Annotated in this window: 12 protein-coding genes; 1 reads left to right on the forward strand and 11 read right to left on the reverse strand. The window is 71.4% G+C overall.

What is annotated here, in order from left to right; genetic code table 11:
- Nucleotides 1-57: 57 nt before the first annotated feature.
- The 11 genes from WIS52_RS05485 to WIS52_RS05535 form a co-directional block, all read right to left on the reverse strand.
- Nucleotides 58-1,911 (reverse strand): flavin-containing monooxygenase, encoded by a 1,854-nt coding sequence (locus WIS52_RS05485; RefSeq protein WP_349297007.1) that lies wholly within the window; start codon nt 1,909-1,911, stop codon nt 58-60.
- Nucleotides 1,908-2,870 carry an alpha/beta hydrolase gene (locus tag WIS52_RS05490; protein WP_349297008.1) on the reverse strand — a complete coding sequence of 321 codons (963 nt, stop codon included), beginning with the start codon at nt 2,868-2,870 and terminating at the stop codon, nt 1,908-1,910. Before WIS52_RS05490 ends, WIS52_RS05485 begins: the two co-directional genes overlap by 4 nt.
- A gap of 3 nt (nt 2,871-2,873) precedes the next feature.
- On the reverse strand, nt 2,874-3,674 hold the full coding sequence (locus tag WIS52_RS05495) for an SDR family NAD(P)-dependent oxidoreductase (protein WP_349297009.1): 801 nt from the start codon (nt 3,672-3,674) through the stop codon (nt 2,874-2,876).
- Nucleotides 3,671-4,876 carry a cytochrome P450 gene (locus tag WIS52_RS05500; RefSeq protein ID WP_349297010.1) on the reverse strand — a complete coding sequence of 402 codons (1,206 nt, stop codon included), beginning with the start codon at nt 4,874-4,876 and terminating at the stop codon, nt 3,671-3,673. Before WIS52_RS05500 ends, WIS52_RS05495 begins: the two co-directional genes overlap by 4 nt.
- Before the next feature lie 203 nt (nt 4,877-5,079).
- Nucleotides 5,080-5,517: a lipocalin-like domain-containing protein gene (locus WIS52_RS05505; protein WP_349297011.1), complete on the reverse strand. Its 438-nt coding sequence runs from the start codon at nt 5,515-5,517 to the stop codon at nt 5,080-5,082.
- A 2-nt stretch (nt 5,518-5,519) separates the two neighbouring features.
- Complete coding sequence (locus WIS52_RS05510; RefSeq protein WP_349297012.1) at nt 5,520-5,993, reverse strand: cupin domain-containing protein; 474 nt, start codon at nt 5,991-5,993, stop codon at nt 5,520-5,522.
- Nucleotides 5,994-6,001: 8 nt separating this feature from the next.
- Nucleotides 6,002-7,156 (reverse strand): thiolase C-terminal domain-containing protein, encoded by a 1,155-nt coding sequence (locus tag WIS52_RS05515; protein ID WP_349297013.1) that lies wholly within the window; start codon nt 7,154-7,156, stop codon nt 6,002-6,004.
- Complete coding sequence (locus WIS52_RS05520) at nt 7,150-7,584, reverse strand: Zn-ribbon domain-containing OB-fold protein (protein ID WP_349297014.1); 435 nt, start codon at nt 7,582-7,584, stop codon at nt 7,150-7,152. The genes WIS52_RS05515 and WIS52_RS05520 overlap by 7 nt, the downstream gene beginning before the upstream one ends.
- 2 nt (nt 7,585-7,586) lie before the next feature.
- The gene (locus tag WIS52_RS05525) at nt 7,587-8,789 is read right to left on the reverse strand and encodes an aromatic ring-hydroxylating oxygenase subunit alpha (protein WP_349297015.1); all 1,203 of its coding nucleotides are present in this window, start codon (nt 8,787-8,789) and stop codon (nt 7,587-7,589) included.
- A 26-nt stretch (nt 8,790-8,815) separates the two neighbouring features.
- On the reverse strand, nt 8,816-10,243 hold the full coding sequence (locus WIS52_RS05530) for an aldehyde dehydrogenase family protein (protein WP_349297016.1): 1,428 nt from the start codon (nt 10,241-10,243) through the stop codon (nt 8,816-8,818).
- Between the two features lie 124 nt (nt 10,244-10,367).
- On the reverse strand, nt 10,368-11,120 hold the full coding sequence (locus WIS52_RS05535) for an SDR family NAD(P)-dependent oxidoreductase (protein ID WP_349297017.1): 753 nt from the start codon (nt 11,118-11,120) through the stop codon (nt 10,368-10,370).
- Nucleotides 11,121-11,219: 99 nt separating this feature from the next.
- Here WIS52_RS05535 and WIS52_RS05540 point away from each other — a divergent pair, with 99 nt between their 5' ends.
- Complete coding sequence (locus WIS52_RS05540) at nt 11,220-11,837, forward strand: TetR family transcriptional regulator (RefSeq protein ID WP_349297018.1); 618 nt, start codon at nt 11,220-11,222, stop codon at nt 11,835-11,837.
- Nucleotides 11,838-12,018 lie beyond the last annotated feature (181 nt).

Genomic DNA, 12,018 nt, shown 5'->3' on the forward strand with positions numbered 1-12,018 from the left:
GCGCGTCCGGGCACAGGGGCGCGAACCGGTCCACCGGGGGCGTACCGGCCGGCGAGGTCAGCCGGGCCGGTCCCCGGGCGCGCCGAGGAGGGCCATCCCCGGCAGCTCGCCGGTGTCGCGCCAGTCGCGCAGTATGCGGTCGAACTCGTAGAAGCCGCGTCCGTACCGCTCGCCGGTCGCGGGCCGGATACCACCGTTCCCGCCGCCCTCGTTGTTGTAGTAGCCGGGCGTGCACTGCTCGAGGAAGGTCTTCGGTGTCGCGACCGCCCGGATCAGCGCGACCCAGTCGTCCTGGGCCCGCCGGGTGGGCTCGACGGTGGTCGCCCCACGGGCGTGGGCCTGGGCGACGATGTAGGCGATGTGCTCGCCCTGCTGTACGTAGTTCGCCGTCACGCTGGCGTTGCCACCGCCCTGGGTGTTGCCCATGAAGAACATCCCCGGGAACCCGTGGCTGGTCATCCCGTGCAACGTCCGGAAACCGTCGCGCCAGTGGTCCTGCAGCGAGAGCCCGTCCCGCCCGACGATCTCGTCGATGCCGGAGGCGAGCCGCTGATCCTGGGCGGAGATCTCGAAGCCGCTCGCGAAGATCACGCAGTCGACCTCGTACTCCCGCCCACCGGCGACGAGTCCGTGCTCGGTCATGCGCTGGACCCCGCGGGTCCCGGAGACGTCGACCAGGGTGACGTTCGGCCGGTTGAAGGTCTCCAGGTACTCGTTGCTGGAACAGGGTCGCTTGCACAGGTAGCGGTAGTACGGCTTGAGGGCCTCGGCGGTGGCCGGGTCCGCGACGATGTCGTCGACCCGGCGCCGGACCCGCTCCATGACGGCGTAGTCCTCCTGCTCCCGGATCGCCGCGAGCTCGTCAGGGGGCAGCTCCCGCCCGGCGATGCGCGCGGAGACGTTGCGCCCCACCTCGGTAAAGAAGTCACAGGCGACGTCCTCGGACGGCGACCGGGTCGGGAACGGCTCGGAGGCGAAGGTGTGGAACGCGGCCTGACGCCGCTTCTGCCACCCCGGTTCGAGCGAGGCTGCCCACGCGGGGTCGGTGGGCGGGTTGCGGCGGGCGTCGACGGCCGACGGGGTCCGCTGGAACACGTACACGCGCTCCGCGTGGCGGCCGAGATGGGGAACGATCTGGATCGCGGTGGCCCCCGTCCCGATCACCGCGACGCGCTTGTCGGCGAGCCGGTCCAGGGCGGTGTCGGACACGCTGCCGCCGGTGTAGTCGTAGTCCCAGCGCGCCGAGTGGAAGGTGTGGCCGGTGAACTCGTCCAGGCCGGGGATTCCCGGCAGCTTCGGCTTGCTCCACGGACCGGTCGCCAGCACGACGTAGCGGGCCCGGAGCTCGTCGTCGTGGTGGGTGGTCACGACCCAGCGGCCCGTGGGCTCGTCCCGGCGGATCGCCCTGATCATCGTGCCGAACAGCGCACCGTCGTAGAGTCCGAAGTGCTTGCCGATGTTGCGGCAGTGCTCGTAGATCTCGGCACCGTCGGGGAACCGCTTCGACGGCATGTACCCGAGTTCCTCGAGGAGCGGGATGTAGGAGTACGCCTCGTTGTCGCACTGGATGCCGGGATAACGGTTCCAATACCACACCCCACCGAAGTCGCCGGCCATGTCGATGATCCGGACGTCGGTCACCCCCGACTTCGTGAGGTGGGCCCCCGCCAGCAGGCCGGCGAAACCCCCACCGACCACGAGCACCTCCACCTCGGAGACGATCGCGTCGCGCTGTACCGGCGGGCTGTGCGGGTCCGCCTCCCAGAACTCGCTGCGCTCCCCCGCACCGGTGTGGACGTACTGCGCCGAGCCGTCGGAGCGCAGGCGCCGGTCCCGCTCGGCCGCGTACTTCTCACGCAGCGCCGGCAGGTCGAAGTCCCTCGGGGGGGACGAGGGGCCGCAGGTGGTCATGGGTGCTCCTGTCCGTCGATGCCCAGGCCGCGCCGCAGGGCGACCAGGCGGTTGCGCTTGAAGGCCTCGCTCACCGGCGCGGATCCCACGTCGAACCCGTGAAAGGCCCGCGGGCAGACCTCGACGTGGGTCGGGACCCCCGCCGCGATCAAGCGCTTGGCGTAGTCCAGGTTCTGGTGCACGAGCAGGTCCAGGCCCGCAGCACCGATGTAGGCCGGCGGCAGGCCGGCGAGATCGGTGGCGCGCGCCGGGGCCGCGTAGGGGGACACATCGGGCCCGCCGACCGCGTCCGGCCCGAGCAGCGAGGCCCAGCCGAAGGCGTTGCTCTCCCGGAACCAGGCGATCCTCCCGGTGACCCCGTCCGGTTCGGTTGCGGCGGGGCGGTCGTCGAGCATCGGGTAGACGAGCGACTGCAGCACGAGCGAGAGCTCGCCGCGGTCGCGCACCAGCAGTGCGAGCGACGCCGCGAGCGCCCCGCCGGCACTCACGCCCTCCACGGCGATCCGGGACGGGTCCACGCCGAGGTCACCGGCGTCGTCGTGGAGCCACTGCAGAGCGGTGTAGCAGTCCTCGATCTGCGCGGGGTAGCGGTGCTCGGGGGCGAGGCGGTAGTCGACCGAGACCACCACAGCACCCAGCTCCGTGACGATGCGGCGCTGGAACGGTGCGCCGTTGTCCGCCGTCCCACCCACGAATCCGCCACCGTGGACGAACAGCAGCGCCGGCACGGGCCGAGACCCGCGCTCGGCCGGGGCGAGGGTCACCACCCGCACGTCGCTGCCGGGAACGGTCCGTTCCTCGCGGACGACGCCGTCGTCGGGCGGGGGTGCGGCGGAGGCCCACACCCCGCGCATCGCCGCGCGGTCCGCCTCGAGGGTGGCTGCGCCGAGCGGACGGGTGGGCATCCGTGCCATCAGCGGTCGCAGCTCGGGGTCGACCCCGGAATCGGTCCCGCTCACCGGCTACACCCGGCTCCGCGCGCTGACCAGGGAGATGCCGCCGTCGCAGACCAGCGACGCGCCCGTCACGTTGGCCGCGAGATCCGACAGCAGGAAGCCGACGGTGTCGGCGACCTCCTCCGGCCTCGCCCACCGGCCGCGCGGCGTGTTGAGCGCCCCCATCCGCGCGACGACCGCGTCCCGGTCGCCGTCGTGGTCGGCGACGATCCGCCGGAAGCCCTCCTGTGCGTCCCAGATCCCGGTGTCCACGCTGCCCGGGACCACGACGTTGACCCGGATGCCGTGCGCGGCGTTCTCCAGGGCGGCGACGCGTGCCAGGTGTGTCAGGCCGGCCTTCGCCGCGCCGTAGTCCGCCGTCTTCTCCATCGGCCGGACACCCGCCACCGAGGAGGTCAGGACGACGCTGCCGCCTGCTCCCCGGCGCATGATCCGCAATGCGCAGCGCAGTCCGTGGAAGGCACCGTCCAGATTGGACGCCAGCACCCGGCGCCACTGTTCGGCGGTCATGTCGGCGATCGCAACGCCCGCGGGCGGCACCCCGGCGTTCAGCAGGGCGTGGTCGAGGTGCGGGGTCCGCGCCTCGATCCGCTCCCACAACCCCGGGTCGGCGACGTCACCGACCTCCCGGCGCACGGCGCAGCCGGGGTCGACCGCGGCGAGCCCGTCGGCGTCGATGTCGACCAGGACCAGGCCGGCGACCCCGGCTTCGGCCAGCCAGGCCGCCGTCGCCCGGCCGATGCCCGAGGCGGCGCCGGTCACGAGGGCGTGGCGCCCCCCGAGGTCGAGCTTCGCGGCGGCGCTCACGGGACGACCGGGGTGAACCGCAGCGGCAGGCGCTCCAGGCCCCGGACCTGACTGTGGTGGAACACCGGATCGCCGTCGAGGGCGTAGTCGGGTACCAGCCGGTGGATCTCCTCCAGCGCCACCCGGATCTCGATGCGCGCGAGGTGTGAGCCGACGCAACGGTGCACCCCGGCGCCGAAGGCGAGATGCCGGTTCGACCGCCGATCCAGGACCAGCGAGTGCGGGTCGTCGAAGACCTCGCCGTCCCGGCCCGCCGCGGAGGACATCAGCAGCACACGGTCACCCGGTCGCAGCGTCACCCCCCGCAGCTCGGTCGGACGGACCACGAGCCGGCCCAGTGCGACGGGGGAGTCGATCCGCAGCAGTTCCTCGGCTGCCGGGCCTGCCAGCAGCGGGTCGGCGATCAGTGCCGCGCGCTGTGCCGGATCCTTGATCAGGTGAAGCATGCCGAAGGAGAGCACTCCGCGGACGGTGTGCAGTCCCCCGACCATCAGCAACCAGAGAATCTTGCGCAGCTCGTCGTCGTCCAGGGGCCGTTCGCCCTGGTATCGGGCCGCGAACAGCACGCTCATCACATCGTCCGCACGGGGGTCGTCCCGACGGGCGATCATGTCCCCGAAGTAGCCGAACACCGCGTCGTTGGCCGCACCGCGCACCGCCGCGTCCTCCTCCGGGGTGCCACCCGGTTCACCGAGCAGCAGGTCGGTGGTCCACCGGTCGAACAGCGCACCGTGCTCGGCCGGCCACCCCATCAACGCCACGAAGGTGTTCGCCGTGAGCGGCTGGGCGAATTCCGTGACGAAGTCGCAGGTACCGCGTTCGGCGAAAGCCTCGATCAGCTCGACCGCCGCCGTCCTGATCCGTTCCTCCAGTGCCTGCATCCGGCGCGGGCTGAACAGCGGGTTGAGGATCTCCCGGTAGGACTTGTGGGCGGGCGGGTCGATCTCGTTGGGGATCGAGGGCTCACTGGTGATACGCGGGACCTGGGCGCTGGCGACCGAGAAGGTCTCCCAGTCGCGACAGGCGTCGTAGCAGTCGTCGTAGCGGGTCAGGATCCAGTGCCCGCCGTGCAGCGGGGACCAGGCGACGGGGGTCCGCTCCTGCATCTCGGCCAGTACCGCGTGCGGTGTGGCGAGCCCGGGATCGGTGATGTCGAAATCGACGACGAGCGCGCGCGGAACATCGGCGGTCTGCGTGGGCATGGTGGTGGCTCCCGGTCGGACGAGTGGTGTCGAGTGGTGTCGGACGAGTACGACCGTCGGGCGGAGCCCGGGAGCGAGCCGTTCACGGGGTCCGCGACATTCCGAGCTCCCGGTGGCGGAAGGCCACCGCCGGGATCTCGGTCAGGACGGGTGCGGCGGGCGAGGTCCCGACGGCCGTTCAGCCCGTCGGCGGCTCTCGGATGTCAGCCGGCGCCCCAGCGGCGCCAGGTCAGTTCGTCGAACAGGACGCGGCCGGAGCGGCTCCGGCGTTCCTCGGTGCGCAGGACGAGCTCGGGGCCGGCCCAGCGCGCCGTGCGCACCAGGTCCGTGCCGGGGTGTTCGGGATAGAGCGAGACGTCGAGCCGGTGGGTGACGACGTCGCCGTCGACGGCGAACGTGCCGCCGTAGCCGACGAAACCGAGAGCGGCGGCGCCCCGGGTGGCGTCATCGGCCCGCAGGAAGTCCCCGTCCGCGGGCCACGACCGGTCACGCTGCATGAGCAGGGCCGTGACCCGGCCGTCCGGCTGGTAGCAGATCCGCCCGACGGGATCGGGGCCGAGCACGTCCCCGACCACCTCGCCCGCGACCAGCCGCACGAAGGACACGAGCTCCCAGGTGCCGTGCAGATCCTCCGGCCGCACGCTCATGATCCGTCGGCCGACCGCGACGCACGGCTGCCCCCGACGATCGTCGAGAGCACCCGTACGGGCTCCGACGACCTGTTGTGCCAGGCGTGCCTGCTGCCGTTCACCACGACCAGATCCCCCACGGCCAGGACGACCTCACCCTCGTCGAGCTGTAGGACGACCTCGCCGGACAGCACGAGGTTCACGTCGACGGACTCCGTCGAGTGGAACCCGGGCCGCTCGCCGGTACTGGCCACGATGTCGTCCGGATCCTCCCCGGTGGCGCCCGCCGGGATGGTCCAGGTGATCACCCAGACGCCGCCCGCCGGCGGGAAGGACACCTCGGCCGGCACGTCCGGATCTGCCGGTAGCGTCGGCACACTCTCATTGCGCCACAGCAGGTCCAGATCCATTCCCCCTACCTGGGCGGTCACCGCGTCACCGTCGGAGAGCACGAACGAGCGCCCATCGGGCCCCTCGGTCGTGACCACACGGCGCATCACAGCGCCGCCGATCCGGCGAGCAGCGCGGTGGAGACGACGGGGTCACCGGGGCCGCCGGTCACCAGCGACAGCGTCGCGCCGGGTACCTGGTTGGTCGAGGTGCCCCGGACCTGGCGCACCGCCTCACCGACCAGGCTCATGCCGTGCACGAAGCCCTCGGCCAGGTTCCCCCCGGAGGTGTTCACGGGCAGCATCCCCGTGGGAGCGACGAGGTTGTCGAAGGTGACGAACTCGCCTGCCCCCTCCACCGTGCAGAAGCCGTGCTCGATCAAGGCCGAGACCCCCATCCCCGTCATGTTCTCGTAGATCTGGGCGACGTCGACGTCGCCCGGGCCGTAGCCGGTCTCGCGCCAGAGCCGGTCCGCCACGCCCTGGAAGCCGGCCGACCAGTACGGATCCCCGGACTCCTCGCGCATCCCCCAGCGCCCTGCCGCTCCCATCGGGGCACCGAGCAGGTAGGCGGGCGTGCGCCGCAGGTCCCGCGCCCGCTCCGCGGACACCAGGATCACCGCGGAGCCGGCGTCGTTCTCCCGCGAGCAGTCGTAGATCCGATAGGGCTCGGAGATCCATCGGGAACTGTCGTAGGTCGCGGCGTCCAGGCCGCCGCGCCCCACGGCCCGTGGGTTGTTCGCGGCGTGGTGGTACGACACCAGCGCCATGTCCCGCAGGGTCCGCGCGGGCACCCCCTCGGCCTCGATCAACCGCATGGAGCGCAGCGCGCACATCTGTACCGGCACCTCGATGCCGTTGACCAGCTGCTGGGCCGGGGTGTCGCCCTGACCCACGTCGACATTGCCTCGGTTGCCCCGGAACTCCGACATCGCCCGGTAGACGGCCACGACCTCCGCCTGCCCGGTGACGATCGCGGTCGCGGCGAGGCCGAGGGCACCGGGGATCCCACCACCGTGCGTCCACGCCAGGGCGCCGAACCGCAACTGCTTCGTACCGAGTGCGGCCATCATCCGCTGCCCCTCGGCGCGCTCGGCGCCGTAGGACACGAACCCGTCGATGTCCGCAGGATCGATCCCCGCATCCTCGGCTGCGGCCACGATCGCCCGCAGCGCCAGCTTGAGGGCGGGTTCGCCGCTCGTCCCGCGCTTGTGGAAGGGCGTGTCGCCGAGCCCGACGACCGCCGTGGCGCCCCTCACCACGACACGCTCCACCGCACGACTGCGTAGCCCCGGGTCCGCGGCGACGGCGGGTCGATGTGCCCGTTCACCCGCGCACCGACCCGCACCCCCTGGTCCGGCCCGGCCAGCCTGCCGAGGACCCGGGCCCCCGCGGCGGCCGGCAGCTCGGCCACGATCACGACATAGGGCAGGTCCGGGGCGCCCTCGCGGGCGCGGTCGACAGCGGTGTGCACCCGTGTCCAGGAGTACACCCGGCCGTCCATCGGAGTCGGCTCCCAGCGCTGCTCCCAGCACCCGCAGACGGCGCAGCGGTGATGTGCGGGCCACATCCACTCCGCGCAGTCGGCACAGCGTGGGAGCCGGAACCCGCCGTCCTCGAGGGACTCCCAGAAGCCGTCGTCCGCTCCGATGCCGCCGGTGATCCGGTGGGCGTGGAAGGAGTACCCCACGGTCAGCCCCGGTGCCGTGGGTCGTCGAGGGCCGCGGCCATCCACCGGTGGAAGTGCTGGTTCGCGATCTCGTTGCGGCCGAAGTAGAGCGGTCCGAGGTCGGCGTTGGACACCGCCTTCTGCAGTCCCTCGTTGACGACGATGTCCTCGTCCTGCAGCACCGCCTGGAGGATGCTCCAGTTCTTCTCCCAGCGGGCCGTCATGTCCTCGGTGGTCGCGGGCTCGCGGGTGAGGATCCGCATCTGCATCCGGGTCCCGACCGCGGTGCCCGGAGCGGGCACGAAGTTGAGCACCTCCAGGTGGTCCGGTTGACGCAGCACGCTCATGTTGGGCATGAGGAAGTGCGCGACCGTGAGGTGCCGGTTGACGTCGACAGTCGCCGGATCCTGCCCGCGGATCGTGTCGATGCTCTTGCGTGCGGAGACCATCCGGCCGTGGCGGCCCATCGGCTGCCAGGTCTGGGCGTTGTTGTGGAAGTACGGCGCGACGGTGCCGGTGTGGGCGTAGGCGATGTGATAGCCGTCGAGGAAGGCGTCCATGAGGACCTTCCAGTTGATCTGGAGGTCGAAGTCGCCCACCCGGTGGCAGTGGTAACGATCCATCTCCATCGCGCCCAGGGACGCGTCGAAGTCCGGACCGAGCCACTCGCCGAGGTCGACCTTGCGTCCCGGGGCGGCGGAGTCCACGGCCCACACGAAACCGTGCCGTTCCTCGACCGGAATCTCCGTGAGTCCCAGGCAGCTCTTGTCCACCTCGCCGAAGGTGGACTCGTCGGCGATGGCGCGCAGGCTGCCGTCGCCGCCGTAGGACCAGCCGTGGTAGCGGCAGGAGAAGAACCGTCGGTTCCCGGAGTCCTCGTTCACCAGCCGGGCACCGCGGTGACGGCAGGTGTTGACGAACGCGCGGACCTGCCCGTCGCGCTGCCGTACGAGCACGACCTCGTTGTTGGGCAGCTGCACGGTCAGGAAGTCGTTCGGCTTCGGCAGCTCGGTGCCGTGCGCGGCGATGATCGGCACGTGGCCGAACAGCTCGGCGCGTTCCCGAGCGGCGAGGTCGGGGTCGGAGTAGACGCACGGGTCGATCTGCAGGATCTCGGGCGCCATGTCGGTGGTGCCGTGGTCGAGGTGGTCGAACATCGTCCGGGCGAAGCCCGTCGCGGTCTGCGCGTCGTAGGGGAAAGGAGGGAAGAGCGAGGGATCGGCCATGATCGTGGTGGGTCCTTCTCGGCTGGTCAGGACGTGGGACGGAACTGCATGCTCTTGATCTCGACGAACTCGTCCAGTCCGAACGCTCCGCCCTCACGGCCGTGCCCGGACTGCTTGAAGCCGCCGAAGGGCGCGGCACCGTTGAAGCCGCCACCGTTGATCTCGATCTGAGTGGCCCGGATGCGCCGGGCCACGGTCTCGGCGTGTGCGGAGTCGGTGGACCAGACCGCGCCGGCGATGCCGAAGACCGTGCCGTTGGCGATCGCGACGGCCTCCTCCTCGGAGTCGAACGCGATGATCGACAGCACCGGACCGAAGACCTCCTCCTGCGCCACGGTGGCGTCCGGCGCGACGTCGGCGAGCACCGTGGGTGCCACGAAGTAGCCGTCGCCGTCCAGCGGCTCGGTCGAGCCGGTGACCAGGCGAGCGCCTTCGTCCAGGGCGGTCCGCACGTAACCGAGGACCTTGTCCCGCTGGGTCGCGGTCACCATCGGGCCGAGCCTGGTGGTGTCCGCGGCGGGGTCACCCGGCACGTAGGCCTCGGCGGCGCGCGCCGCCAGCTCCTCCGCGACACCCAACCGCTCGCGCGGGACCAGCATGCGGGTCTGGGCGTTGCAGGACTGCCCGCCGTTCATGTAGCAGGCGCGCACCGTGTGCGGGACCGCACGGGCGAACTCGTCGTCGGTGAGATCGGGCAGCAGCAGCGCGGCGCTCTTGCCTCCGAGCTCCAGCGACACCCGTTTCACGGTGGCCGCGGACAGCTCGATGATCCGCTTACCGACGGCGTTCGAGCCGGTGAACGACACCATGTCGACGTCCGCATGGCGCGCCAGGGCCTCCCCCACCACGTGCCCGCTCCCGTGGACCAGGTTGAACACCCCGGCCGGCACCCCGACGGCGTCGACCGCCTCGGCGAGCAGGTTCGCGGTGAGCGGAGCGACCTCACTGGCCTTCACCACCACGGCGCAACCCGCGATGAGCGCAGCCCCGACCTTGGCGGTGATCTGGTGCAACGGGTAGTTCCACGGGGTGATGGCGCCGACCACTCCGACCGGCTCACGTACGACCACCGAGTTCCGCAGCGGCTGCTCCCACGGGAAGTCCCGGGCCGCCGTCACCGCCTCGCGCAGGTCCAGGATCCCCAGACCGACCTGTGCCCACCGGGCGGTCCGCCGCGGAGTGCCGACCTCGGCCACCACGAGGTCGGTCAGCTCCTCCTGGCGCCGCTCCAGCTCGTCCGCGAGACGGGTGACGACGGCGGCCCGCTCGGACGGCGCGGTCGCGGCCCAGCCGTCGAGCGCCCGGCGGGCGGCAGCGACGGCGCGGTCGACGTCGGCGGGGTCGCCGGCCGGGACGTCGGTGAGCGACTTCTCCGTCGACGGGTCGAGCACCTCGATCCACTCGGTGCCGACGGACGGGGCCCAGGCTCCGTCGATGTAGAGCTCGAGACTCACAACGCACTCCCCTCGTCGGGCAGTCCTGATGACAGAAGATCCACCCACGGAAAGACCGGCCAGGAATGCCGTTCGTAGGAATACTTTTTACCTTACGCATATAGTTAAAAACGTGTCAAGCGGCCTACCGGACCCCGCCACTGACCGGGACGGTGTGGCCGGTGACCATCGCGGCCGCCGGGGAGCACAGGTAGACCACCGAGGCCGCGACCTCCGCCGGCGTCGCCGCTCGGCCGATGAACTGGCTCCCGGCGACCTCCTCGGCGATCGCGTCCTGCGCGAACCACTGCTCGACCCGAGGCGTGAGCGTGATACCCGGGGCCACCGCGTTCACCCGGATCCCCTGGTCCGCGTACTGGCGCGCGGCATAACGGGTCAGGTGCGCGACACCGGCCTTGGCCGCGGCGTAAGCGGGCGAGGCGGTGAGCTGTGGACTGACCCCCGCGCTCGAGGACATGTTCACGATCACCCCGCCGCCACGCGCGACCATCGCCGGGATCTCGTGCTTCATCGCGAGCCAGGTCGAGGTCAGGGACAGACCGAGGATCGCGTTCCAGCTCTCCAGCGACGTGGTCGTCACCGTGCGCCCCAGTTCGCCGCGTCCCACGTTGTTGAGGGCCAGGTCGAGCCCGCCGAAGTCCGACACGATCCGGCGGACGGCATCGGCGACGTGCTGCTCGTCGGTCGCGTCGACGTGCAGGAACACCGCCCGACCGCCGAGACCGGCGAGCCGTCGCGCGGCCGCGGCACCGCCATCGGAGTCGATGTCGGCGACCACGACATCCGCGCCGGCGACCGCGAGGGCCTCCGCCGACGCGAGCCCGATCCCCGACGCCCCACCGGTCACCAGCGCGACCCGCCCGTGAAGCACACCCATTCAGGACCTCCTCGTCCGTGGCCGAACCCGGCCGCAACTCACCTTACGACAGTAGGTGAGCCTGCGTTCCGGTCGAGCCGAGTGCGCCATACTCGAGCCATGCCACGCCCCGCCCAGCCGCTGCTGAGCCCCGCGTCCATCGTCGCCGCCGCGCTGGCGATCATCGACGCGGAGGGACTCGAGGCGTTCAGCCTCAAACGGCTGGCTCGCGACATGGAGGTGCAGGCACCGTCGCTGTACCACCACTTCCCGGACAAGGCCTCCATCCTGGAGGAGGTCGCCCGGGCGATCGTGCTGGAGACCCCGCGACCGCGCCGGCGTGACCCCGAGGACTGGATCGAGTACCTGGTCACCCAGAGCCTGAACTTCCGGCGGACCGTGCTCCGGCACGCCAACGCGGCTCCGGTCCTGCTGCAGTTCATGCCGCGTGAGGTGCTCGCGCCGGTCTACGAGGTGTCGGCGCGACTCCTGGCGGACGCGGGAGTGCCCACCCACCTCCAGGTCCTGGTCCTCGACGCCCTGGACCGCTTCACCCTGGGAGCGGCGCTGACCGAGGCGATGAAGCGACCAGGGACGCGCCGGGAGATCTTCCCGCACGTCGACCCGGCGGAGGAGCCGGCGATGGCCCGGGCCATGGCGGCGAACCGACTGACCCCGGAGTCGTTGTGGGCGGAGTCGATCCGCACGTTCCTGCGCGGCATCGTCGACGTCGAGTGAACCGGATCACCGACGTGCATTGACCCCGGTTACCTACTGTCGTAAGGTAGCGCTCATTCTTCGCGTTCCCGATCGGGAACGCCCGTCACCAGGTCGTCCCCGCACGCAGGAGTGCGGACGCCGGTCGCCCCTCCCGAACGTGTGAGGACGGCTCCGCGCTCTCCTGACCACCACCGGGAGA

Origin of the sequence: Pseudonocardia nematodicida, from assembly GCF_040105385.1 — a bacterium.
In the GTDB taxonomy this organism is placed as follows: domain Bacteria; phylum Actinomycetota; class Actinomycetes; order Mycobacteriales; family Pseudonocardiaceae; genus Pseudonocardia; species Pseudonocardia nematodicida.